Genomic DNA, 24,033 nt, shown 5'->3' with positions numbered 1-24,033 from the left:
AAAATTTTGGACAGTGTCTTTTTATATGTTTTTTAATTATTGTTTAAATAATTCATTATATTTTCTCTCCTCCTCTTTCATCATTTCATCAAATTCTACTTGAGTTATCGATTTACCTTTTGTTGGTTTATTTATTTTTAATTTATCACTCACTTCAACTTTTGTTGCTAAATAAATTTGTTTGTTTACGGAATTTTCTTCTTTATTCGTCAAAATTAATTTTAGAATAATTCCTGGTAATCCTTCATAATTAGAAGGTCCATTTTTTATTTTAATTGTTGACGCATACCAAGCTTCAACAAATGAATTTTCAGAAACTTGTAAAGTTGCTTTTTTAACATCGAACCCTAAAATTTTATCTTTATCTTTTGCTAATATCCAATTTTTGGTTGTTATAGAATCGGTTATTAACATTTTTTTTCCGTTATAGTTCACTTCAGAAAGAGTTGATTTGTCAACTAAATTTTTATAATAAATTCCTCCTGGTCCACTTATAAAGGAAATTGAGACTCCTGATCTACCCTGAGAGTTATCAATTCTATCTATTCTTTGGAAAAGCGATTCTTTATCAGAACTTAAAAACTCAAAATACAATCTATTTTCGTTACTGTTTTTTAATCGTTCTTTGACAACAGCATCTTTTGCATTTTCAATATCAAATTCATTTCGAAATTCGTATTCTATTTGTATTTTTTCTTGACAAAATGTATTTACAAAACACAATAACATTACAAATGAAAGTATATTTTTCATATAGATTCTTATTTTTTTCTAATTTCTGTGGCTTTGGATAGTTAATTGAATCATAAATTATTTTCCCATTCAAATAATAATTCTATATCTATTCTTTCTCCTTTTGGGAATATAAAATTACTGTCTATTTTTCTTAATTTTTCTTTAACTCTTTCTGGCGTTTCAAATTTTAATTGTGGATATTCTTTGATGCTTTTTACAGCATACGTTTTATTTTCTAAAGGATTTTTTATTGTACTTACTTCTATCTTTTTCACGTCCTTTAATTGCCAAGAATATCTCCCGCTGTCTTCATTAACACTTACTATTGCGCCAGGAAGTCCATGCAATTTCCATGGTCCAACATTTACAGGAATATCTAATGTGTACCAAGCTGTATAGTTTCGCCCTCTGAAAGTAGCAGTCGCTTTTTTAAGATTATAATCATTTTCTACTTTTGTTTCATTTGATAATTCCCATTTGATAGTTGGTATTTTTTCTGTAAAATTCATCATTTCAATATCAATCTGTTCTTGAATGACCATTTCTAATTTTTTGAAATTACTATAAATTAATTCATTATCAATCACCTTTTCATCTATAACTAATGAAGTGCTGTTTTTTTCACTCTTTGCTTTTTCTTTTAGTTTTATTACCGTATATAAACTTACCTTATTAGGAACGTCATATACTAATGTTGTGTTATATGTATTTGTTCTATTCAATATTGAAACATGATTATTGAACTGATAATCAAGCTTATAGATTTGCGCATAAATAGAATTAGCAATACAAAATAAAACTATTAATAATAGTGGCTTTAATTTCATTTATTATTTATTTTATAATAGCCTGATTAATTATAATCAGGCTATATTAATGTAGTTGATATTAGTTAATTCAATTATGAATGATCTGCAATATATTGCTCTAAATACTTATCAGCTTGATAATTACAATTTAACTCTGAAGTAGCATAAACTATTGTATAAGCAAGTAATTTACCATTACCATCACGAATTGTTATTTCACAATTATTAACATCTTCAGAAGTATTATAATTTATAACTGATGATAATTCTTTAACTTCATTTGTAATTTTTGTTTCTGTTTCGTTTGCCATAGCAAAAGTTCCGATAAGTGCAAAAGCACTTGCTAATAAGATTTTTCCATTTTTTTTAGTTTAAATATTGTTGTTAATATTTCTAAATTAATATTTTTTTTAAAAAACAAAAAATTTTAAATACTTAATTTAAGAAATATTTAAAAATGAAGTTTTTTACATTAGAGTTGAAATATCTTATAACACCTTTTATGTTAAGTAAAAGGTGTTTTTTATATTTTAGAATATCAATTTTCAAGTGGATATTTTCTTCAAAAATTTATAGTACAATAACTAATTCTACATTTATTGTGTTTAACCAAATCCACTACTCTACTAAATCGTTAAAAATTAATCAAAAAACAGAAGAAGTATCTTATAACATTCAAAACGTTTGTACTTTTGTCTTATAAAAAAATATCCAATATGAAGCATCAAGCAGTAGAAGGTTTTTCGAAATTATCGAAAGAAGGAAAAATTGAATGGGTTGTCAATGAATATTTGAATGGCGATGAAAAAGCAATTCAAATCATGAAACAATATTGGAATGATGATGCAGATTTACAAAAACTGCACGACGAATTTTCAGAAAATACAGTTTCTAATTTCTATATGCCGTTTGGTTTAGCACCAAACTTTTTAATCAACGACGAATTATATGCCATTCCAATGGCTGTTGAAGAGTCGTCTGTTGTTGCTGCGGCTTCTAAAGCTGCGAAGTTTTGGCAAACACGTGGTGGTTTCAAAACAACTATTTTATCCACAACAAAATTGGGTCACGTTCATTTTATGTACGAAGGCGACAAAGAAAAGTTACAAAATGCATTTGAAACAACGATTAAAAATCAATTAATCGAAACGACAAATGATATCACCAAAAACATGCGTGCGCGTGGTGGTGGTATTTTAGCTTTGGAATTAATTGATAAAACTGCTGATTTAGAAAACTATTATCAAATAAAAGCGTCTTTCGAAACAATGGATTCGATGGGTGCAAACTTTATCAATTCTTGTTTAGAACAATTTGCCAAAACATTACGCAACGAGATAGAAGCTGATTCTACTTTTACAGATGATGAAAAAGATTCAGTTCAAATCGTGATGTGTATTTTATCGAATTATACGCCAGATTGTATTGTTCGTGCAGAGGTTTCTTGTCCTGTTGAGCAATTGGCAGAAGGAAATGTAACCTCAGAAGAGTTTGTAGAAAAGTTTTTGCGCGCTGTTCGCATTGCAGAAATAGAACCATATCGTGCAACAACACATAACAAAGGAATTATGAACGGAATTGATGCGGTTGTGATTGCAACAGGTAACGATTTCCGTGCTGTAGAAGCTTGTGCGCATACATATGCGGCGAAAGATGGGCAGTATTCTTCGTTAACACACTGTGAAGTGAAAGATGGAGTTTTTCGTTTTTGGATTGATTTACCAACTGCTCTTGGTACAATTGGTGGATTGACAGCTTTGCATCCGTTAGTAAAATTAGCAATGGGAATTCTTGGGAAACCGAATGCTAAAGAATTGATGGGATTTGTTGCTGTTGCAGGTTTAGCGCAAAACTTTGGTGCATTACGTTCTTTGGTTACAACTGGAATTCAGAAAGGTCACATGAAAATGCACTTAATGAATATCTTGAATCAGTTAGAAGCAACTGAAGAAGAAAAGAAATATTTTGTCAATTATTTTAAAGATAAAACGGTTTCTCATCACAATGTTATCGAAGAGTTTTGCAGATTACGTGGTGTAAAAAATGTAGAAGAGATCAAAAAAGAGAAGTAATCTAACAAATGCGAATTTGGTCTGTTCATCCGAAATATCTCGATGCAAAAGGAATTGTAGCACTTTGGCGCGAAACGCTTTTGGCAAAAAATGTTTTGGAAGGCAATACAAAAGGTTATAAAAATCATCCGCAATTAACTCGTTTCAAAGCAATTGAAAAACCGCTTGAAGCGATTAATCAATATTTAGCAAAAGTTTGGGACGAAGCCACAAGACGAGGATATAATTTTGACCGAAATAAAATTGATTCTGATTTTACAAAGATTAAAATTGAGGTTACAACAGGTCAAATGCAATATGAATTCAACCATTTATTAAAGAAGTTAGAACAAAGAGATCCTGAGCGATTCAAACAATTTGAAAACCTTAAAATGGTTGATTGCGCGGAGATTTTTGAAGTAAAAGAAGGAGAGATAGAAAAATGGGAGATCATTTCTTAGAAGAATATTTTGCGAAAGCAAAAGAAAAACAACGCGAACACAAAAAGTTTTTGGAGAAGTTGAAGAAGAAACCGCCTAAAAACTTGGATCAGAAAATGGAAGAAATCCACGAAGATGTTTTCAATCGTATTGATTGTCTTTCTTGCGCGAATTGTTGCAAAACAACTGGTCCCCTTTTTACACAAAAAGATATTGAGCGTTTAGCGCATGTTTTTCGCATTAAACCAAGTCAATTTATTGATAAATATTTGCGAATTGATGAAGACAACGACTATGTTTTGCAGCAAGTTCCTTGTCCTTTTTTGGATAGTGAAAATTATTGTTTGGTTTATGAAGATCGCCCGAAAGCTTGTCGTGAATATCCGCATACAGATCGTAAGAAATTTTACCAGATTAATCATCTTACCATAAAAAACACGCTAATTTGTCCTGCAACTTACGAAGTTGTGGAACAAATGCAGAAAGAAATAAAAGTATAAATGGAAACACCTCTAAAAATAATCGCATTTATTATGTTGATATTTCCGACAATTTATCAAGGAATTGCTGGATTTAGAACAAAAGATGCAGCTGTTGTAAAAAAAGTGGCTTGGCGCGCCGTTTTGATGCAAATCATGGGAACACTTTTGGCTTATTTTATCTTCATAAAAATTGGTCAAGACAAGCAAGTTGCCATTTATGTTGGCTTTATGTTTTTTACGTCGGTTGCAATTTTAGTGCTGATTCAAAACATTTTGATTTACTTAAAAAATAATAGTAATAATTAAAACGTCGTCTATGAGCGACGTTTTTTTAATATCATTAAGCTAATAAATTAACGTATTGTTCTGCTTTTTCGGTTAGTTTAGTTTTTACTTGATCATAATTTGAATCAAAAAAACTTCGTAATCTGAACTTTGATTTTTTGGTTTGAATAGTTAGAATTTGATTGCGATTCAAGCGAAAAATGTCTTCTTCTTCGTACAAATAATAAATTGCTCGATATGGAATTTCATCTTTTTTGAAAATTGTTCTGATTTCGAACGTTTCTTCTTTTAACGTAAATAAGGTCAAATTAAACGTTAAATCGTATAAAATAGACATCGATGCAAGTAAAGAAATCATGAAAACGCCAATGCGTAAAAAAGGTTCGTCTATCCAAAAATTTCCTCCAAACCAAAAAGCTTTGACAAACGTGAAGTTAACCATCATTAATAATAGAAAAATGATGACGAGAAGAAGTGTTTGCCAACTAAGTTTAGATTTTACCATCTCTCATTGGATTTGTACTAATTTACAATTTTTTTGAACAGGTTTAGAAAATTTTTCTACAAATAAAAAACCTCAGATAAATCTGAGGTTCATTATATTAAAAAAAATGTTATGTTATAAAATTTCAATACTAAAACTATGATTGAGATAATTGTTATAATCCAAGATTTATGCCAAACTGAATCATTTTACGATTATCGAATGTATTATCTTTAAAATAATTATTAAAATCCTTTCTCACAAAGACATCAATCAATCCTAAACCAATTGTTACTTCGGCTCCGTAGATAAAATTATTCACATTATAATTTCCACGATTTTTGCTGCGAACACCATCTCCTTTGTAAATATTATTCGATGATAACAACGTTCCTCCATACATATATGCTGCGATATAGTGTTTTCCTTGCGGACGATATGCAAAATCTTCGGTAATATTTTTGACTTTCGAAAAATTGTATTTAAATCCAACTGGAACCATAAAATAAGCCGAGCGCAACTTCGATTTGTCTAACGATTTGTCATGTTTTATTAAACCAACATCTCCATTTTCATCACGATTAAAACGCATATCATCGTCAATTCTGTAAGTTCTCCAAGAGAATAATGCTCCTGCTAAAAAGTTAACTGGACTCGTTAAGGATAATTGTCTTTCATACATTAAACCTACTGTTAAATTGCTCGAAAACTTCTCGTGTTTGTTCAATTCTTCGTCTTTTTTTCCTGTAAACGCCATGTATCCAAAAGAAGCATAACCGTTAATTTGATTCGCAATTCGGTAACGTTTCGTCACATCTTGTTTCGTTTTTGGCGTAATTGGATCTTCGCCATTCATAATCGAAAATGCAACTTGTTGTTTGATGATATCATCTAAGTTAAAATTCACTTCCTGAATACGATCATTTATCGTTCCCGAATACACATTTGCAATCGCTTCTTTCTTCGCTGTAGCCTCAGAAGCATTCAGTTTTCCTTCTGCTAATTCTTTGTCAACTGCCGCAATTTTCTTTTCCATTGCAGATTTTTCTTCCTGCACAATTTGACGAATCACTAACGTAAATTCGCTAATGCGATCTTTTACAATTGGACTGATTTTTTCGTCATTTTTATCATTCAAATCAAATGTAAATTTTTGAGCATATAGTGATGTAGCTGATAAGCATAATAATCCTGCTACGATAAGTTTTTTTATCATAATCTTGCTAATTTAGGGATATTAATGTTTTATTTGAAGCCGATAGAAACCACGCGCGATTGGTTTGACTCCTTTAGATTTTCTTTATTTTCGATCGAATACAACAACATATTTGGATCTACAAAATTCTTCTTCTTTTTGTTCACTTTTACAGAATCTAATGTTGTGTTAGCTGCAATATTTTTCTTTGGTTGAGCTTCTGATTTTAACTCTTCTTTCTTCTCTGCAATAGCTTCTTTCTTCGTTGGAAAAGCCATTTCAACTTGTTGAGATTCTTCGTTTATCGCCACTTGAACTTTACCATGTTGAATTGGTTTCTTCTCTTCTTGAGGCTGAATTTCAACTTCTTTTTTAGAAGAATCAATCTTTTCATTATTCGCTAAAATCGATTCTGAAGAATGAACTGTATTAGAATCTGATTGAATTTGTTGCGGATTATTTTGTTCCTGATGATTTACCAATTCTTTTGGTTCATCATTTTTAGATTGATTCGTAAATAAATAAACAGACGTAGTAACTGTAAATAACGCCACAACCGCAGCAGATAACCACCATTTGTAGTTTGATTTTTGTGGTGATGGAGCGACATCCATACGAGCCTGAATTCTGTCCCACGCATCGTGCGAAGGTTTTAGCTCACGATTTTCTAAATCGTTTTTTATATAGTTTGATATTTTATCGTTGTTTTTCATTTGTCATTTTCTTTTTACTTAGAACAATTTCTTTCAGTTTTGCCTTTGCTCGAAACAATTGCGTTTTGCTGGTCGATACCGAAATATTGAGCATTTCTGCAATTTCTTGATGCGAATAATCTTCGAGAATATGAAGATTAAACACCAGTCTATAAGGTTCTGAAAGTTGATCTAACACGTCTTGCACATTAAAATTTAACCATGTTTCTTCTACTTCTTCATCTGCTTCATCATAATTAGAAACTCTTACATCATCAACATAAATCAATGTTTTATTTGCACGTAAAAAAGTTAAACATTCGTTGACCATAATTCGACGCATCCAACCTTCGAAACTTCCTTTATTTTGAAATTTCTCGATATGATTAAAGACTTTACAAAAACCGTTAATCATACAATCTTCTGCATAATGCATGTCTTCGATGTAACTTCTACAAACGCTCAGCATCTTTTTGGAGTTTTGTTCGTAGAGTTCTTTTTGCGCCAAAGCATCGTTCTTTTTTAGTCGATCGACTAAAATTTCTTCTTTACTTTTTCGATTTAGTACAAATAATTTCACGTGTGTTAATTGCTTTCTTACTTAATAGACTCAAGGTTTGTAAAAAGGTTACAGAAAATTAGACATTTTTTTGAAATGATTTGATATAAAATGAAAAAAGCTCGCAATGAGCGAGCTTTTTAATTGTTTTTATCTAAAAATAGATTTATTTCTGAAATGAATCTTTATTCAATTCGTATAATATTTTAAGACCTTTTATTGTGTGTAGACGATCATCGATATCAATTTTATCTGTCAATGATTTGTAAACACCGCCAACTCCTCCTGTTGAAATTACATAAGATTGTTCTCCTTCTTCGGCATTGATACGATCGATCATTCCTTCGACCATACTTAAAAACCCATAAACCATTCCTGATTGCATGCAAGATTCTGTATCTGATCCTAAAACAGTTTTTGGTGCTTTTAGTTCGACTGTTGGTAATTGAGCTGTTTCTCCTACTAAAGAATTTAAGGCAGTAATAATTCCGGGAGCAATTACTACTCCACCGACATTTGCTGATTCGTCTATGCCTAAGAAAGTTAGTGCAGTTCCAAAATCAATGACAATTTTTTTGCCTTGATAATTTTGATAATGTGCAGCTACGGCATTCGCATATAAATCTGTTCCCATTTGGTTTGACTTATGCTTGATTGCTGATGGCGTATTACGATCTACAACCATTGGTTTGAACTTGTGAATCTTTTGTAATGCAATCTTAACGCTTGCTGTAAGTGGTGGTACAACCGAACCTATCACAATATCTGTAATATCATTTTTCGAAATTCCGAAAGGCTCGTACATGTTCGAGAATTTTGCAAAAAACTCGTATTCGGTACGGTAAGGTTTTGAATTGATTGTCCATGTAATAATCTCCGTTTCACTTTTGAAAACTGCGAAACGAAGATTAGTATTTCCAATATTTACTGCTAATAACATTATTTTGTAAATACGTTATTTTTATCGTTTACATCTGCCAAACGTTTTGTTGGATCGATGGTAACTTGTTTAACTTCTTTCGAAACTTTAACATCATAGGTAGGTTTTGTCCAGAACCAATCTTCTAAAATAATTCTTTTTGCACCTTGGTATTCTACTAAGTTTTCTGCTGGTTTTTCTCCACGCATTTCACGTAAAGGAATGTAGAATAATTCTTTTGAGCCATCTGTATATTCTACCAACAAATCGATAGGCATTGCAAAATCTGATTTGTTTGCAATTGTGATTGTGTTTCCGTTTACAGCTTCTACAGCGTAATCAATTTTGCGTGTTGTGTTCAAGAATAAATTGAAGTACCATTTAAGATTAATTCCAGAAACTTCTTCTGCTACACGTTTGAAATCATTCCCTGATGGATGTTTGAATTTCCATTGTTTATAGAATTCTAGGAATGTTTTGTTTAAATTATCATTTCCAATAATATATCCTAATTGAATTGCTAAAACTTGACCTTTGTAATATGCTTCTAAAGAGTATGCATAGTTTGTATTATAATAGTCTGCTAATAAACTTGCAGGTTCTTCTTTACCAGAAAGTGCTAAATTAATATATCCTTTGTAGGCATCTGGATTTGGATTAGAAGGCATTACTTTTAATTTATCTACAACATTAAGGTGCGCCATTTGCTCTACATATGATGTAAAACCTTCGTCGAACCATTCGTTGTATGTTTCATTGATACCAAATAATTGTTGGTACCAAGAGTGAGCTGCTTCGTGGAAAATAGTTCCGATTAAGCTATTTAAATTACTTCCTCCAGCAATTAAAGTTGCAGTACCATATTCCATACCACCGTCACCACCTTGAATGATTGAATATGTTTTCCAAGGATATTCGCCAAAGTGTTCAGAATTATAATCGAAGAAACCTAATGCGTAAGGCATTGCTTGTTTCCATGCAGAAGATTTATCATTGTCTTGGTAAACTAAATATACCTCAACACCATGCTTTGATTTTGCATGTTCTACAATAAATTCTTTGTCTGCAGCCCAAACAAAATCGTGAATATTTTCAGCTTTGAAATTCCAAGCTACTTTTCCATTCTTTGTTTTGATTGTTGGATTTTTTACATAACCTTTTACACTATTAGGGTCTTGTAATTCTCCTGAAGCTCCGATTACATAATCTTTATCGATGTTAATTGTGACATCAAAATTACCAAAAGGCGCAAAAAATTCGCGACCAATGTATTCATCTAAATGCCATCCTTCTGGATCGAATTCTGCCATTTTAGGATACCATTGTGCCATAGAAAATTCTACACCATCTTTCGAATTACGTCCAGAACGACGAATTTGTTCGGGAACTTGTGCATTCCAAACCATATCGAAAGTAGAAGTTTGTCCTTCTGCAATTGGTTTTGCTAATGTAACTTCTAAGATTGTTCCGTCTACTTTATATGAAACGGCTTTACCATCTTGTTTAAGAGATGTTACTTTTTGATAACCAATTTGATCTGGTTTTAATTCAGAAATACGGCTAACATATTTAGGATTTTCTTTTGTTCCGATATTTGTTGCCATTCTTTTATCAGGATCTGAAATGTTTTGTAAACGATTATCCATCATACTTCCTGGTTGAAAAGCATTAAAATATAAATGAAAATAAACTTTATTCAGGCTTTGACCTGAATTGTTGGTGTATTTCAATTGCATTTTTCCATCGTATTGATATGATTTTTCTTTCATATCAACATCTATTTTATAATCTACCTTTTGTTGCCAATATCCTTTACGTTGTGCAAAAGCTAATTGAACCAAACATAAGCAGATTAGTAAAGTGAATTTTCTCATTTCTAACTAATCATTAAACTTTAACTTCAAAAATACAAAAAAGATTGAGATTAAGGTGAAGGTTGGGGGTTGGTTGTTTTTATTTAGTTAACAACCTTCTGTTACTTTTTTTATTCATTGAATATCTATTTTAATTAATTGGTATTCATATGCCCTTCGGGGAACAGTCAAAAAAAGTAACCAAAAAAGACTTGGCTGTAAATCGATTGGACTAAAAATGGTTTTCGCTTCGCTAAAGATTTTAAAAACTCTACGAGCTAAAATCTTTTTAACGCTGCTCTTCAATCATTTTCTTAACGTCATCGATTTAATGCCAATTTTTTGATTTGGAATTTGATTAGAAAATAATGTGAAGCTGAAATGAATTTAGCTTGATAAGTTAGGGTTTACACTCTTCTATGCCCTCTCGAGAGGGATTTTTTTTTGTGTCTTTGGTGAAGTTTTTTCTTTTGATAAAAAAAGAAAAACCGTTTGTATCTTGGACATCAACTTATGTGATTTGTTATGATATAAACGGTTTTTTCTCTCTTTTCTGAATCATAGTCAATGTTAGTTTACTATGATTTTTCCTACGTAAACAGAATTAGATGCAAATAGGTTTTCTGGATTGACAAAGGCAATCCATATATGTAATTCTTTACCTTGATATCTTGGTAATAAACTTAGTTGATATGTTAAGTCTACACGGATTGCATTGGTTTGAAAAAACTGGGTTCCTACATTAAGGTCGTTGTCTTCTGCAAGTAATGCCACCATGTAATCTGTTTCGCCATTAGAGCCCATGGAGTTGTTTTCCCAATCGATCTGAATTGTTAACGGAGTTGGAGAACTGATGGCTAAGGGTTGTAGATCTATTCCTTTTCCTTTTGAAAATTGAATTTGATGATAATTAGGTAGTATTTGTAAATTATCCATATCACAGACTAATGCATTCATGACATTGCTCATTGCAGAATTGTATGTGGAACGTAATCCTACTTTTGTTCCGAAAAATGCTTTTGCATATTCTTTGTAACTCGCAAGAAATAAGACTGATTTGTTGAAACGTTCTTTGATTAATGCTTGTTTTGGAGTTGGTGCTTTTGATAATTTTTTAGGACGAATGCGTGATATTTCGTAACCGTTGACATTTGCGACTACTATTCGACCTGTACGACCGGATGTACCTGAAATGATACTGTCAATAACTTTACCCATACTTTTTGGTTTTAAATGTTTTACTTGATTTTTAATTTCTATGGTGAAGTTCGTAATGGATATCCGTATTAATTCAATTATTGCATACAAATGGAAACATTTGGAATGATTTGCAATGCTTTGGAATGAAATGTACTTATTTGTATTCGTCTGTATATTTCTGTGGTTGTGCTGTGGTTGTTCTGTTGATAAGTACCGCAGCGCTTCGGTGTTTGTTCGGTGTTTGTGTGGTTGTAGTGGTTTTGTTTTACATTTGATTTACACTCTCCTGACCTCTTTCAAACGGGGAAGTTTTTCTTTTTGGTTAAATCTTCTGTCTCTTTTTTTGTCTAAAAAAGGATTCAAAAAAAGAATTGGTTGTTAATTGTTATCTTTAATGATGATCTTATTGAGTATTATTAAATTTATTATAAATAAAAAGAGGCTTAAAAGCCTCTTGATTTATTTGAGTAATTGATTGATTATTGCTTGGTAAACTTCGTGTCTTAAGTAGACGTTTCGACCAAAATAATTGTAGGCTTTTAAAAGGTTTTTCTTTCTGTAATTGTATAATGTACTTTTGCAAATTTTTAGGTATTGCAATACATCCTCCTCTTCCATTAGGTACAAATCTAAAGAACTAATGTTTCCTTCTGCAAATGCTTGTTGCATTTTATTGATTTCTTCTGCTAATTGTTGAAACTAATTGACTGAGTTAAACGCTTGACTTTTCATCTGAAGAATCGTAAGATTTACTCTAAAGATAAATTGATTATCGAAATGATTTTATGGGTTTTAACTTTATTTATCAATAATGTGTTGTTGATAAGTTAGGGTTTACACTCTTTGCAAAATAATCCCATATAAAAAAAAGCTCGTGTCAAGTACTTGACACGAGCTTTTAAATAATAAATAATAAAAAACTATATAATAATCATTCTCCAATTACCACATTGGCGTTTGTAAAAATGACGATAATATTCCTGGAAAAATTCCCATCACAATTAAGATTACCATTCCGATAATTAAAAGGAAATTTGTTAACCCGTCTTGTGTTTTTAATTTGTTTTTCCCTTTTTTGAAATACATGTAGTTGATGATTTTGAAGTAATAATACATACTCAAAACTGCCATAACCAATGCAATTACAATCAAAAATAGGTTTTTATCGTTTGTTCCTCCAATACTCAACGCCATAAATTTCGCAAAGAAACCTCCTGTTAATGGAATACCTGCTAATGAAATTAATGAAATTGTCATCGCTGCTGCTAAAACTGGATTTGCTTTTCCTAAACCAATGAAACTCTCAAATTTTGGATTTTTGAATTGATCAATCGCATAGAAAATAATGAAGTTCGCAACTGAATAAGCAATCGTATAGAACATCAAAGCCTCTTTAGAAGCTGAATTGATATTGAACAAAACAAATAACATGAAACCTGCTTGCGCGATTGATGAATAAGCCATCAAACGTTTGACAGATTTTTGAGAAACTGCTCCGAAGTTTCCGATAAATAACGTCAAAATGATAATTGACGCGAATAATAAACGGTAATATTCGGCATATTCTACATTTGTTGGGAATGATTTTAGGACTAAAATAAATCCTAAAAATGATCCTCCTTTGATGATTGTCGACATAAACGATGTAAACACAGTTGGTGTTCCGTCGTAAACGTCTGGTGTCCATGCGTGGAACGGTGCTGCAGAAACTTTGAAACAAAATGCGAAGATGATTAAACACCATCCTGCGTAATAAATTGTTTCGAAATCTTTGTTATAGTTTACCAATTGATCAACCATAAAAGTTCCTGTTGCGCCGTACAAAAATGTTACACCTAACATCAAAATTCCTGTTGAGAAAGCTCCCATCAAGAAATATTTTACAGAAGCTTCTGTACTTCTAAGACTTTCTTTGTTTGTTCCTGCAATAATGTACATTGGAATTGACATTAATTCGATTCCTAAGAACATAATTACTAAGTTGTGGAATTGTGCTAAAACTGCGATTCCTGTAAAAGAGAAGAAAATTAAGGCATAATATTCTGCCACGTGTTTTCCTACTTTTCCAAACAAATCTTTGTTCAACAATAAGTAAAAAATTGCCAATCCTGCCAATGCGATAAAGAACGAAACGCCGTAAAGCGATTGTCCAATCATATTATCGAATTTTCCTGCGAACATTGAGCAACCTTTCAATTCGAAAATTCCTCCTACAATCATTCCGAAAAACAGAACAACAGAAAGTATATTTAAGGCACGATTATTTTTGATGTAGAATCCACTAAACATCAAAATAATACCTGAAAGTGCTGATAAAATAATCGTATTCATATCTATTTATTCAAAAATGATTAATGTGCTAATAAATTAAAAATTGGTGTTGGATAAACTCCTAAAATAATCACGATGATTGCGATTACAGAAATAACTGCAATTGGTCCAAAACCTCCTTTTTGAGCATCTTTTTGTTTGATGTTTTTCACTTCTCCAAACAATAATGCGCTTGATAATCTCAACGTATAAACGGCAGATAAAATAACACCTAAACAAGCTACTACACATAAAACTGGATTGTGTGTAAATAATGCAGAAAGCATCATAAACTCTCCGATGAATGAGCTTGTCAATGGTAATGCTACGTTTGCTAAACCGAATATCATGAATAAGATAGATAATGTTGGATCAACTTTTGCTAAACCACCAATCGATTTGATGTCTGTCAAATCATATTTTCTTTCCATAATATCTACACATAACCATAATCCTAAAACAACTAAACCATGTGAAAACATTTGGAAATAAGCTCCTGCTACACCATTTGCTAATTCAGAAAATAATGACACAAAAATTAAAGCTAAGTGAGCAATCGAGCTATATGCAATAATTTTCTTCACATTTTTTGCACTCAAAGCTATTAACGAGGCATAAACTAATCCGAAAATTGCTAAATAAGTAATGTATTTGAACAATTCTGAAATCGTTGGAAACATTCCCAAATACCAAGTAACCACTGCAAATAATCCCATTTTCGCCATCAAAGCTGAAAGTACAACTGTTAATGGAGTTGGTGATGTTTTATAGATTGTTGGTTGCCATGTATGAAATGGAAAGATTGGAATTTTAATCACAAAAGCGATTAAGAATAACAATGCCAACGCTGTGTTTGTTGAATAATGCGGTCCTGTAACTTGTACAACATCTGTTAATAAAAATGATGCTGGTTGTAAGAAAAATCCGATGTAAATAATTCCTCCTAACATAAACATCGATCCTAAAATCGTGTATAAGAAGAATGTCATATTTGCGCGAATTTTGTCTTTTCCAATTCCAAATAATCCGATTAAGAAATAAACCGGAATTAAGACAACTTCCCAGAAGAAATAGAATAAAATTAAATCTTCTGCTAAGAAAACTCCGTTTAATCCTGCTAAAGTGATTAACAATAATCCATAGAATGTATTGCTATATTTTTGTTTTGTTGTTGATAAATAAACAAAAAGAGCTAAGTAAGTAAGGTTAGTTAATAGAATCATTAATCCTCCCAAACCTTGAGCATTTAACGCGAAATAAGTTTTAACGCTGTTGAAATTGAACCATTGTGTTTGAAACGTTAACTCGTTGTTTCCACCTTTGCAAGTGATAAACAAGTACAACGCCAACAACGCTCCACCAACGAATGCTCCTAACCATCTTTGTGGTTTTTGACCTTGCATTAATAGCATAAAAACTCCTACTATTAATGGTAAAATGATAAATAAAGATAAAAGCATTACTAACCTATTTTGAAATTAAATACCCCATAAAAAAGATTGCGATACCTGCCACGATTCCTACAACCATTAGCATAATATAGAATCCTACATTTCCGTTTTGTAGCTGACGTACATTTTTTGATGCGCGACCAGAAACAGTTCCAACTCCTAAAACAAAAGCTGCAATTCCTGCTTTTTCTACATATTTTTTCAAGACATCACCCAACTCGAACAATGGTTTTACAATTGCATTGTCATATAACTCGTCGATGTACCATTTGTCTTCAAAGAATTTTGCAATTCCTGTTGCTTCACCATCTACATGGTTTGTGTATTTCTTGATTGCATAATAAATTGCACCAAGTACACAAAGTAATAAAGCTCCCATCATCATCCATTCTGTTGCATGAGAAACATGATGAGCTTCTCCGATTGATACAACTCCACTTAAGAAAGTTTGAAGTTTATGTCCGTCTTGCATAAACAACGCTGGAATTCCGATATAACCTGCAAAAACAGAAAGAACTGCTAAGATGATTAATGGAATTGTCATTGCAGCTGGACTTTCATGCGGATGAGCTTCTTTATCTCTTAAATCTCCTAAGAAAGTCATTGCATATAAACGGAACATATAGAATGCTGTCATCACAGAAACGATAAATCCGATTCCGTAAACAACTGGATTAGAAACAAACATTCCTAATAACATTTCGTCTTTCGAGAAGAAACCTGATAAACCTGGAATACCAGCGATTGCCAAACATCCAATCAAGAAAGTGATATGTGTAATTTTCATGTATTTGCTCAAACCTCCCATTTTGCGCATATCTTGCTCGTGGTGCATTCCGTGAATTACAGAACCTGCCCCTAAGAATAATAATGCTTTGAAAAATGCATGCGTCATTACGTGGAAAACTGCTGCGATATACGCTCCAGATCCAATTGCTGCGAACATTAATCCTAATTGAGAAACTGTAGAATAAGCCAATACTTTTTTGATATCGTTTTGACGCATTGCAATCGTTGCAGTAACAAAAGCTGTTGCAATTCCTACGTACTGAATAACTTGTAATGTGATTGGTGCTGCCGAAAATAATTCGTTACAACGTGTAATCATAAAGATACCTGCTGTTACCATTGTTGCAGCGTGAATAAGTGCTGAAACTGGCGTTGGTCCTGCCATCGCGTCTGGTAACCATGTGAATAATGGTAATTGAGCCGATTTACCTGTTGCTGCTAAAAATAACAATAATGTAATTCCTGTCAATACAAAACCTGTAAATGCAGATGGATCAATTGCTAATTGGCTGAATACTTTTACATATTCTAACGTTCCAAATTCTTTGAAAATCCAAAACATCGCCAATAAGAATCCAACATCTCCGATACGGTTCATGATGAAAGCTTTCTTTGCTGCTTTGATATATTCTGGATTTGTAAACCAAAAACCAATTAATAAGAATGAACAAAGTCCAACCCCTTCCCATCCAATAAACATCATCACAAAGTTGTTTCCCATTACAAGAATCAACATGAAGAAGATGAATAAATTTAGGTAAGAAAAGAATTTTGCAAATCCTTTGTCTTCGCTCATGTAAGCCGAGCTGTACACGTGAATTAAAAATCCAACTCCTGTAATAATTAACAAAAACAAACTCGTTAATGCATCAATTTGAAATGCAAACGGAACTTGTAAAGTTGGAATATTGATAATATCAAATGCCTTAAAAATTAATGGTTGTGCATCTGCTCCTGATGGAACTGACATAAAAACCATGATTGATAAAATGAAACTTGCCAAAACTGCTCCACTTCCGATGAAAGTAACTAAGCTTTTTGAAAGTACATTTCGTCCTAAACCGTTAATCAAAAATCCTATGAATGGAATCAAAGGAATTAACCATATATACTGCTCCATTCTTAACCTTTTAAACGATTTAACACATTAATATCTACCGAGTATACTTTTCGGAACAATAAAATTATTACTGATAATCCTACAGCAACCTCAGCTGCGGCTACAACCATAATAAAGAATACTAAAAGTTGTGCATCTGTTCCTTTTTCTAATACTGAATTTGCGTGATAGTGCATTTTTGAGAACGCTACTAACAACAAATTCACAGAATTTAACATCAATTCTATACACATAAAAATGACAATTGCGTTACGACGTAGCATAACACCTGCCATTCCTATTCCGAATAGGATTAATGATAAAGTAATATAATAACTGATTGGTAACATCTTTTACTTTTTATATTTAATCCAATAATTCTTCGTCCTTTTTCGATAACATCACCGCTCCAATCATTGCAGAAATAAACAAAATACTGCTCAACTCGAATGGTAAAACATATTCTGAATATAACAATGATCCTAAGTTGTGAATCAATCCTAAATCACCTGTTCCCATTTCTACAGCTGTGTTTGCAGAAGCTTGATTTTGTGAGAAAATACCAATTGTCAAGGCAACAAATAACAAAGAGATTAAACTCGCTGCTACTATTTTTGCTGGTCGACCAAATGATTTCTTTTCACTATTCAAGTTCATCAACATCACCACGAATAAGAACAATACCATAATTGCTCCGGCATAGACAATGACATTTACAATTGCCAAAAACTGTGCGTTTAGCAATACATAATGTCCGCTGATGCAGAAGAATGTTACGATTAAATATAAAATGGAATGTACAGGATTTTTACTGAACACCATTAGTAGCGCACTTAACACCGTTAAGCTCGACAAAACATAGAATAAAATGATAGGTAATTCCATTAATTTGTAGCTTTTTTCGGGATTAATAAATCTTCTTTCGAATAGATAAAGTTTTGACGTTTGAAACTTGCTGGTGGAACTGTTTGCGATAAATAAACAGCATCTTTTGGACAAGCTTCTTCACAGAATCCACAGAAAATACAACGTAACATGTTAATTTCATATTTCGCTGCATACTTTTCTTCACGGTAAAGGTTTTCTTCACCAGGAAGTCTTTCTGCCGCTTCCATTGTAATCGCTTCTGCTGGACAAGCCAAAGCACAAAGTCCACAAGCCGTACAATTTTCGCGATCTTCTTCGTCTCTATTCAAAACGTGTAATCCTCTAAATACAGGACTAAACGGTCTTTGTTTTTCTGGATAACTAATTGTTGCTTTCTTCGAAAAGAAGTGCTTCAATGTAATCATCAACCCTTTTGCGATAGAAATCAAATAGATACTTTCCCAAAAAGTAAGGGGTTTACGTTCTACTTGTTTTACTCTATTTGTAATTGGTTTCATACTTTTAATGATTTTGATGATTCTACTTGTTTAATAATAAAATCACTAAGCCTGTAATTAACATATTGATTAATGCTAAAGGCAATAATTTTTTCCAACCTAAATCCATTAATTGGTCATATCTGAAACGAGGAATTGTCCAACGCACCCACATATAGAAGAAGATGAAGAAACAAGCTTTACCGAATAATGAAAGGAAATTAAGAATTGCCGTTCCATTCACTCCGATAGAGTTTACTAATGTTGCATCGTCTACAAATGGGATATCGTATCCACCAAAATAGATGGTAGAAATTACCACAGAACTGATAAACATGTTGATGTATTCTGCAAATAAGAAGAATCCCATCTTCATCGAAGAATATTCTGAGTGATAACCTCCAATTAATTCATTTTCTGCTTCTGGTAAATCGAACGGAGTACGGTTAGTTTCTGCAAACGAACACACCAAGAAAATGATAAATCCTAATGGTTGTAATAAGATAAACCATGCATGTTCTTGTTGATAATGTACAATATCACTCAATTTTAGAGAACCTGTCATCATCAAAATTGTGATTAACACAATTCCCATTGGTAATTCGTACGAAATAATCTGCGAAGCTGCACGCAAACCTCCCATTAAAGAGTATTTGTTGTTCGATGCCCAAGCACCAATCATAATTCCATAAACACCTAAACTTAACACACCTAAAATGTATAAAAACCCGATGTTAACATCTGCAATTTGAGGAACAACTACACGATCTCCAATCTCGAAAGCTGTCGACCATGGAATAACTGCACCTGTCATACAAGCTACAATCATTGCCAAAGATGGACCTAAGATGAATAAAAATTTATTCGAATCTTTTGGTGTAATTTCCTCTTTTGAGAATAATTTTAAACCATCGGCAAGTGGTTGTAATAAACCAAAAATACCTGCACGGTTTGGTCCGATACGATCTTGTAAGAATGCTGCAACTTTACGCTCAGCCCAAGTAGAGTACATGGCAACAACTAATGCAAAACCAATCATTACGCCTACTAAAGCTAACTTTTCTAATGCATCAGCAATAAATTCTTCTGTCATTTTTGTTAATTTTATTTACGAATGATTAATCTTTAAAATCTTTACTTGTTGCTGGTCCATCAATTTTAGATAAATCACGATTTGGTTCATTTACTTCTGAAACCGAGTGAATATCTAATAAAATCTTTGGATCGCGTTTGATTACTTTCGGAAGTGTTTCTTTTGGCTCCACTTTATTCTCAAAGTAATGACCTTGACGAACAACAGAATCTTTAGAAATTTCTGATGGTTTTTCTAACGTCCAATCGTTGATATCTTTTTTATCGAAACGACATGTGTTACAAATCCAATCTTTTACTTCGTTAAATTCATCTTTGCGAGCTGTTACACGGAAAACTTCATTCCCACGGAACCACACTTGTGCTTTACCAGAACAAGTCGGACAATCGCGATGCGCATCAACTGGTTTCAAGAACCAAACACGATTTTTGAAGCGGAACGTTTTATCTGTTAATGCTCCTACTGGACAAACATCAATAATATTTCCGATGAATTCGTTATCTAAACTTTTGTTGATATGCGTTGAAATTTCAGCGTGATCTCCACGATTCATTACGCCATACTCACGACAACCTGTGATTTGATCCGCAGTTTTTACACAACGATAACACAAAATGCATCGGTTCATGTTCAACTGAATATTTGGACCTAAATCTTCTTTAGGGAATGTACGACGATCAAATTCGTAACGCGTCGCTTCTGCTCCGTGTTCGTAACTTAAATCTTGTAATTTACATTCTCCTGCCTGATCACATACTGGACAATCTAAAGGATGGTTGATTAATAATAATTCAACAATACCTTTACGTGCCTCAACTGTACGCTCAGACGTTTTATTGCCTACAACCATTCCATCCATAACTGTTGTACGACAAGACGGAACCAATTTTGGCATTGGGCGAGGATCTGCTTCACTACCTTTTGATACTTCTACCAAACATGTTCTACAGTTTCCTCCTGTATTTTCTAATTTACCGTAGTAACACATCGCTGGAGGTGCTACTTCTTTACCAATCATACGAGCGGCTTGAAGGATCGTTGTTCCCGCAGGTACTTCAATCGTTTCGTTATCGATAGTAACTTTAAATAATGGTGTTTCTTCTGCCATCTTCGTATTAATTTGCGGTTTCTTTAATTTCGATTGGATCAGCATAATGTGCTAAACCAAAATTACGCGTCAAACATTCTTCCGGATTATTAATATGCCATTCAAACTCATCACGGAAGTGACGAATTGCCGCTGCTACTGGCCAAGCCGCTGCATCTCCTAATGGACAAATTGTATTTCCTTCGATTTTACGTTGAACATCCCATAACAATTCGATGTCAGACATTTTTCCTTTTCCTTCATCGATTCGTTTCAAGATTTTTTCCATCCAACCTGTTCCTTCGCGACAAGGTGAACATTGTCCACATGATTCGTGACGATAAAAACGAGCTAATGTATACGTATGGTAAACAACATCTTGATCTTCATCTAAAACAATAAATCCTCCAGAACCCATCATTGTTCCTGTTTGGAAACCTCCTTCTGATAAACTTTCGTAATTCATGTAACGAGGTTTACCTTCGGCAGTTTTTAACAATAAGTTTGCTGGAACAATTGGCACAGAACTTCCTCCAGGAATACATGCTTTAAGACGTTTTCCGTTTGGAATACCTCCACAATATTCGTCTGAATAAATAAATTCTTCAACCGTAATTGTCATATCAATTTCATAAACGCCTGGTTTATTAATATTACCACAAGCTGAAATTAATTTTGTTCCTGTAGAACGTCCAACTCCAATTTTAGAATACGCTTCTCCTCCAATTTCAATAATTGGAACAATTGCAGCAATTGTTTCTACATTATTTACAACCGTTGGTCTTCCCCATAAACCTTTAACAGCTGGGAAAGGTGGTTTAAGACGTGGATTTCCACGTTTACCCTCTAACGATTCTAACAATGCCGTTTCCTCACCACAGATATAAGCTCCACCTCCACGTTGAACATAAATTTCGCAATCGAAACCTGTTCCTTGAATGTTTTTACCTAACCAACCAGCAGCTTTTGCTTCGTCGATTGCTTCTTCTAAAATTTCTGCAACCCACGCATATTCTCCACGGATATAAATAAATGATGTATTAGAACCTAAACAGAATGATGAAATCAGAACTCCTTCAATTAATAAATGAGGAATATATTCCATCAAGAAACGGTCTTTGAACGTTCCTGGTTCAGATTCGTCTGCATTTACCACTAAGTGTCTTGGAACACCTTCTGGCTTTGCCAAAAAGCTCCATTTCATTCCAGTTGGGAAACCTGCACCACCACGACCTCTTAAACCAGAAGTTTTTACTTCTTCTAAGATTTCATCAGTTGTCATTTTAAATGCTTTTTCAGCATTTGCATAACCACCGTTTTCGCGGTAAGCTTGATACTGACGAATTCCTGGAACATCAATATTTTTTAACAGTAATTTTTGTCCCATTATGCTAATTTTTTCAATTCCTCGATTAATTCGTCTACTTTCTCGATCGTTAAATTCTCACGATACGTTTTTCCTAACTGTAGCATTGGCGCGTAACCACATGCTCCTAAACATTCGGCTGGTTTTAATGTAAATAAACCATCTGCCGAAGTTCCACCAGCTTCAATATTTAATTTTGTTTTGATGTGTTCAATAATTTTGTCTGAACCTCTTAACATACAAGGTCCTGTTTGACAAACTTCTAACACAAATTTCCCTACAGGATTTAAGTTAAACATCGAATAAAATGAAGCTACTTCGTAAACTTCTACTGGTAAAATTTCTAATACTTCTGCAACATAATCTAAATGAGGAGTGTCTAACCAACCACCAAACTCAGCTTGTGCGACATGAAGTAAAGGAATCAATGCACTTTGTTTTTTATCCGATGGATAACGTGCAATGATTTTATCTACTTTTTGTTGTGTTTCTTCTGAAAATTGAATTGCCATTTTTAATAATTTTTATTAAGCATCTAATTCTCCAGCAATCAAATTCAAACTACTCATTGTGATAATGGCATCTGAAATCATTGATCCTTCAATCAATTCTGGATAAGCTTGATAATAAATGAAACAAGGTCTACGGAAATGTAAACGGTATGGCGAACGTCCACCATCAGAAACGAAATAATAACCCAACTCACCATTTGCAGCTTCGATTGAATTATAAATTTCTCCTTTTGGCATATCTACCTCTCCCATAATAATTTTGAAGTGATAGATTAACGCTTCCATTTTTGTGTAAACATCTTTCTTTAGTGGTAAATAAAAGTCTGGAGCATCAGCATGATATTGCGTTGCTTCTTCTCCTTCTAATGCATCAATTTTTGCAATTGCTTGTTTAATGATACTTAAACTTTGCCACATTTCTTGACCACGAACTAAGAATCTATCGTAACAATCTCCCGTTGTACCAACTGGAATATCGAATTCGAATTCTTCGTAACGAGAATATGGTTTCGCTACACGAACATCATAATCTACACCAGCCGCACGTAAATTTGGTCCTGTGAAACCATAATTTAATGCACGTTCAGCCGAAATTCCTCCTACTCCTTGCGTACGATCCATAAAAATACGGTTACGTAAAAATAAGTTTTCAAACTCTGTTAAGACATCTGGAAACTCTCTCACGAAACGATGGATTTTTGTCCAAGCAACTTCAGAAAAATCACGTTCGAAACCACCGATACGACCAATATTTGTTGTTAAACGAGAACCACAAATTTCTTCGTAAATCTCATAAATCAACTCGCGGTATTTCATCATATAAAGGAATCCTGTAAATGCTCCTGTATCAACACCCATAATCGAGTTACATACAATATGATCTGCCATACGAGCCAATTCCATAATGATAACACGCAAATAAGAAACACGTTTTGGAACTTCAATTCCAACGAATTTCTCAACTGTCATGTGCCAACCTAAGTTATTTAACGGCGCCGAACAATAGTTCAATCGGTCTGTTAAAGGTGTAATTTGGTACAAAGGTTTGCGTTCAGCAATTTTCTCAAAAGCACGGTGAATATACCCAACTGTAGGAACCGCAGATTTGATGATTTCACCATCAATCTCTAAAATATTTTGAAATACCCCATGTGTTGCAGGATGCGTAGGTCCTAAGTTTAAGGTAATTGTGCTTTTTTCTAACGAACCATCTGGAAGATCAAGATGCTTTAATTTTTTAGTTTTCTCTTTTCCCATG

26 protein-coding genes are annotated in these 24,033 nt (G+C 33.1%); 4 read left to right on the top strand and 22 right to left on the bottom strand.

What is annotated here, in order from left to right; translation table 11 throughout:
* Positions 1-36 precede the first annotated feature (36 nt).
* The 3 genes from B3I31_RS10810 to B3I31_RS10800 all read right to left on the bottom strand — a co-directional run bounded on the left by B3I31_RS10810 (position 37) and on the right by B3I31_RS10800 (position 1,855).
* Positions 37-753 (bottom strand): GLPGLI family protein, encoded by a 717-nt coding sequence (locus B3I31_RS10810; protein ID WP_291058642.1) that lies wholly within the window; start codon positions 751-753, stop codon positions 37-39.
* Between the two features lie 50 nt (positions 754-803).
* The gene (locus B3I31_RS10805) at positions 804-1,562 is read right to left on the bottom strand and encodes a GLPGLI family protein (RefSeq protein WP_115002330.1); all 759 of its coding nucleotides are present in this window, start codon (positions 1,560-1,562) and stop codon (positions 804-806) included.
* A 74-nt stretch (positions 1,563-1,636) separates the two neighbouring features.
* Positions 1,637-1,855 carry a hypothetical protein gene (locus B3I31_RS10800; RefSeq protein ID WP_115002328.1) on the bottom strand — a complete coding sequence of 73 codons (219 nt, stop codon included), beginning with the start codon at positions 1,853-1,855 and terminating at the stop codon, positions 1,637-1,639.
* 405 nt (positions 1,856-2,260) lie between these two features.
* Between B3I31_RS10800 and B3I31_RS10795 the strand changes: the two genes are divergently transcribed.
* Genes B3I31_RS10795 through B3I31_RS10780 form a run of 4 tightly spaced genes read left to right on the top strand, consistent with a single transcriptional unit; the run spans position 2,261 to position 4,823 of the window.
* A complete protein-coding gene (locus B3I31_RS10795; RefSeq protein WP_221854701.1) occupies positions 2,261-3,616 on the top strand; it encodes a hydroxymethylglutaryl-CoA reductase in 1,356 nt (451 codons plus the stop codon).
* An 8-nt stretch (positions 3,617-3,624) separates the two neighbouring features.
* Positions 3,625-4,056 carry a pyrimidine dimer DNA glycosylase/endonuclease V gene (locus B3I31_RS10790; RefSeq protein WP_219034526.1) on the top strand — a complete coding sequence of 144 codons (432 nt, stop codon included), beginning with the start codon at positions 3,625-3,627 and terminating at the stop codon, positions 4,054-4,056.
* The gene (locus B3I31_RS10785) at positions 4,038-4,535 is read left to right on the top strand and encodes a YkgJ family cysteine cluster protein (RefSeq protein ID WP_171623750.1); all 498 of its coding nucleotides are present in this window, start codon (positions 4,038-4,040) and stop codon (positions 4,533-4,535) included. Before B3I31_RS10790 ends, B3I31_RS10785 begins: the two co-directional genes overlap by 19 nt.
* Positions 4,536-4,823 (top strand): hypothetical protein, encoded by a 288-nt coding sequence (locus B3I31_RS10780; RefSeq protein ID WP_038333316.1) that lies wholly within the window; start codon positions 4,536-4,538, stop codon positions 4,821-4,823.
* Positions 4,824-4,857: 34 nt separating this feature from the next.
* Here the strand turns inward: B3I31_RS10780 and B3I31_RS10775 are convergent, their stop codons facing one another.
* The 19 genes from B3I31_RS10775 to B3I31_RS10685 form a co-directional block, all read right to left on the bottom strand.
* The gene (locus tag B3I31_RS10775; protein ID WP_147280029.1) at positions 4,858-5,307 is read right to left on the bottom strand and encodes a hypothetical protein; all 450 of its coding nucleotides are present in this window, start codon (positions 5,305-5,307) and stop codon (positions 4,858-4,860) included.
* A gap of 154 nt (positions 5,308-5,461) precedes the next feature.
* On the bottom strand, positions 5,462-6,502 hold the full coding sequence (locus B3I31_RS10770) for a PorT family protein (protein WP_286494968.1): 1,041 nt from the start codon (positions 6,500-6,502) through the stop codon (positions 5,462-5,464).
* Between the two features lie 29 nt (positions 6,503-6,531).
* Complete coding sequence (locus B3I31_RS10765) at positions 6,532-7,194, bottom strand: hypothetical protein (protein ID WP_219034523.1); 663 nt, start codon at positions 7,192-7,194, stop codon at positions 6,532-6,534.
* Positions 7,178-7,753, bottom strand: a complete 576-nt coding sequence (locus B3I31_RS10760; RefSeq protein WP_219034522.1) for an RNA polymerase sigma factor — start codon at positions 7,751-7,753, stop codon at positions 7,178-7,180. The genes B3I31_RS10765 and B3I31_RS10760 overlap by 17 nt, the downstream gene beginning before the upstream one ends.
* Before the next feature lie 145 nt (positions 7,754-7,898).
* Positions 7,899-8,672: a type III pantothenate kinase gene (locus tag B3I31_RS10755; RefSeq protein WP_257468124.1), complete on the bottom strand. Its 774-nt coding sequence runs from the start codon at positions 8,670-8,672 to the stop codon at positions 7,899-7,901.
* Entirely contained in the window at positions 8,672-10,525 is a 1,854-nt protein-coding gene (locus B3I31_RS10750; RefSeq protein WP_219034521.1) for a M1 family metallopeptidase, read from the bottom strand. Before B3I31_RS10750 ends, B3I31_RS10755 begins: the two co-directional genes overlap by 1 nt.
* A gap of 549 nt (positions 10,526-11,074) precedes the next feature.
* On the bottom strand, positions 11,075-11,722 hold the full coding sequence (locus tag B3I31_RS10745) for a DUF6266 family protein (RefSeq protein ID WP_219034520.1): 648 nt from the start codon (positions 11,720-11,722) through the stop codon (positions 11,075-11,077).
* A 441-nt stretch (positions 11,723-12,163) separates the two neighbouring features.
* On the bottom strand, positions 12,164-12,373 hold the full coding sequence (locus B3I31_RS10740) for a helix-turn-helix domain-containing protein (protein WP_219034519.1): 210 nt from the start codon (positions 12,371-12,373) through the stop codon (positions 12,164-12,166).
* 273 nt (positions 12,374-12,646) lie between these two features.
* A complete protein-coding gene (locus B3I31_RS10735; RefSeq protein WP_286494973.1) occupies positions 12,647-14,035 on the bottom strand; it encodes an NADH-quinone oxidoreductase subunit N in 1,389 nt (462 codons plus the stop codon).
* 20 nt (positions 14,036-14,055) lie between these two features.
* The gene (locus B3I31_RS10730; protein ID WP_125348902.1) at positions 14,056-15,474 is read right to left on the bottom strand and encodes a complex I subunit 4 family protein; all 1,419 of its coding nucleotides are present in this window, start codon (positions 15,472-15,474) and stop codon (positions 14,056-14,058) included.
* 7 nt (positions 15,475-15,481) lie between these two features.
* Complete coding sequence (gene nuoL, locus B3I31_RS10725) at positions 15,482-17,374, bottom strand: NADH-quinone oxidoreductase subunit L (protein ID WP_125348901.1); 1,893 nt, start codon at positions 17,372-17,374, stop codon at positions 15,482-15,484.
* 2 nt (positions 17,375-17,376) lie between these two features.
* Positions 17,377-17,703 (bottom strand): NADH-quinone oxidoreductase subunit NuoK, encoded by a 327-nt coding sequence (nuoK, locus tag B3I31_RS10720; RefSeq protein WP_125348900.1) that lies wholly within the window; start codon positions 17,701-17,703, stop codon positions 17,377-17,379.
* 16 nt (positions 17,704-17,719) lie between these two features.
* Positions 17,720-18,238, bottom strand: coding sequence for an NADH-quinone oxidoreductase subunit J (locus B3I31_RS10715; protein ID WP_125348899.1), 519 nt, complete (start codon positions 18,236-18,238; stop codon positions 17,720-17,722).
* Positions 18,238-18,738: an NADH-quinone oxidoreductase subunit NuoI gene (gene nuoI, locus B3I31_RS10710; protein ID WP_038333352.1), complete on the bottom strand. Its 501-nt coding sequence runs from the start codon at positions 18,736-18,738 to the stop codon at positions 18,238-18,240. The genes B3I31_RS10715 and nuoI overlap by 1 nt, the downstream gene beginning before the upstream one ends.
* A 22-nt stretch (positions 18,739-18,760) precedes the next feature.
* Positions 18,761-19,810, bottom strand: a complete 1,050-nt coding sequence (gene nuoH / locus B3I31_RS10705) for an NADH-quinone oxidoreductase subunit NuoH (RefSeq protein WP_019974862.1) — start codon at positions 19,808-19,810, stop codon at positions 18,761-18,763.
* A gap of 25 nt (positions 19,811-19,835) precedes the next feature.
* Positions 19,836-20,918 carry a 2Fe-2S iron-sulfur cluster-binding protein gene (locus B3I31_RS10700; RefSeq protein WP_291058640.1) on the bottom strand — a complete coding sequence of 361 codons (1,083 nt, stop codon included), beginning with the start codon at positions 20,916-20,918 and terminating at the stop codon, positions 19,836-19,838.
* Positions 20,919-20,925: 7 nt separating this feature from the next.
* Positions 20,926-22,284 (bottom strand): NADH-quinone oxidoreductase subunit NuoF, encoded by a 1,359-nt coding sequence (gene nuoF, locus B3I31_RS10695; protein ID WP_221854711.1) that lies wholly within the window; start codon positions 22,282-22,284, stop codon positions 20,926-20,928.
* Positions 22,284-22,775: a complex I 24 kDa subunit family protein gene (nuoE, locus tag B3I31_RS10690; RefSeq protein ID WP_115002287.1), complete on the bottom strand. Its 492-nt coding sequence runs from the start codon at positions 22,773-22,775 to the stop codon at positions 22,284-22,286. The genes nuoF and nuoE overlap by 1 nt, the downstream gene beginning before the upstream one ends.
* A 15-nt stretch (positions 22,776-22,790) precedes the next feature.
* Positions 22,791-24,032, bottom strand: a complete 1,242-nt coding sequence (locus B3I31_RS10685; RefSeq protein WP_038333370.1) for an NADH-quinone oxidoreductase subunit D — start codon at positions 24,030-24,032, stop codon at positions 22,791-22,793.
* Position 24,033: the final 1 nt, after the last annotated feature.

Source organism: Empedobacter sp. UBA3475, from assembly GCF_002378465.1.
Taxonomy (GTDB): Bacteria; Bacteroidota; Bacteroidia; order Flavobacteriales; family Weeksellaceae; genus Empedobacter; species Empedobacter falsenii_B.
The sequence above is the reverse complement of the archived record's forward strand: the minus strand, read 5'-3'. Positions and strand labels throughout refer to the sequence as shown.